This window comes from Streptomyces sp. NPDC060028 (assembly GCF_042736725.1).
Classification (GTDB): domain Bacteria; phylum Actinomycetota; class Actinomycetes; order Streptomycetales; family Streptomycetaceae; genus Streptomyces.
Map to the genome: position 1 here is coordinate 1 of NZ_JBHWVJ010000187.1, position 1,308 is coordinate 1,308.

Sequence of the window (1,308 nt, forward strand, 5' to 3'; positions counted from 1 at the left end):
GGGCCTTGACCCCGGGTTTTGGACACCGGAGACACTTGGATCTTGACGGTCCAGGAGAACGGAGTCCCCGTGGGGATGAAGCATTACCCCGCCGAGTTCAAGGCGGACGCGGTCGCGTTGTACCGGTCGAGGCCGGGAGCGACGATCAAGTCCGTCGCCGGTGATCTCGGGGTGAACACCGAAACGCTGCGGAACTGGATCCGAGCCGCCGACGGCCGCCGGCCCGGCGCCCACTCCGCACCGCCGGCCGCTTCGCAGACCGGCGACGACGCCGTTCAGGCGGAGCTGGCCGCCGCCCGCAAGAGGATCCGTGAGCTCGAGGAAGAACGGGACATTCTCCGCAAGGCGGCCCGGTATTTCGCGACGGAGACGCGCTGGTGAACCGCTACCAGTTCGTTGACGATCACCAGCGCCGACACGGCGTGAAGCGGCTCTGCGACATCCTCGGCCTGGCCCGCTCGAGCTTCTACTACTGGCGCCGCACCGCAGCCGCGAGAGCGGCCCGGCAGACCGTCGAAGCCGGGATCGCGGCCCGGATACGCAAGGTCCACCAGGACTCCGACGGCACCTACGGAGCTCCCAGGATCACCGCCGAACTCCGCGACCAGGGCGGCCCGGCGGTCAACCACAAGCGCGTCGCCAGGATCATGCGGACCATCGGACTTGAGGGCGTTCGTCTGCGTCGCCGGCACCGCACTACCGTCGCGGACCAGGCCGCAGCGAAGGCGCCGGACCTGATAGGCCGTGACTTCACCGCGGCCGCGGTCAACAGAAAGTACGTCGGCGACATCACATACCTGCCGGTCAGCGGCGCGAAGCCGCTCTACCTCGCGACCGTCATCGACCTCGCCTCACGCCGGCTGGCCGGGTGGGCGATCGCAGATCACATGCGAACCGAACTCGTCATCGACGCCCTCGCGGCAGCCGAGCGGACCCGCGGGAACCTGACCGGAGCAGTGATGCACACCGACCACGGCTCGCAATACACGAGCAGGGCCTTCGCAGAAATCTGCAGGTCAGCAGGGGTCCGGCAGAGCATGGGCGCGGTCGGATCCAGCGCCGACAACGCCGCCGCGGAAAGCTTCAACGCCGCCTTCAAGAGGGAGACGCTCAAAGGCCGGAAGGCCTGGCCGAGCGAGCGCGAGGCCAGGCTCGACGCCTTCCGCTGGCTGACCCGATACAACACACGACGCCGGCACTCCCGCCTCGGCCAGCGGTCCCCGATCGCCTACGAGAACGACCTCCAACCAGCAACAACTACCCTGACCCAAGCCGCATAGACGTGTTCAAAATCCGGGGTCAAGGCCC

At 68.0% G+C, this 1,308-nt stretch carries 1 protein-coding gene; it reads left to right on the forward strand.

Going from position 1 to position 1,308, the window contains the following annotated elements; genetic code table 11:
* Window positions 1–69: 69 nt before the first annotated feature.
* Window positions 70–1,280, forward strand: a protein-coding gene (locus ACFWBF_RS37325; protein WP_385609278.1) for an IS3 family transposase whose coding sequence is annotated in 2 segments (ribosomal slippage) — window positions 70–361 and window positions 361–1,280 — 1,212 coding nt in all. Because the reading frame shifts where the segments join, the coding sequence is not laid out codon by codon here.
* Window positions 1,281–1,308 lie beyond the last annotated feature (28 nt).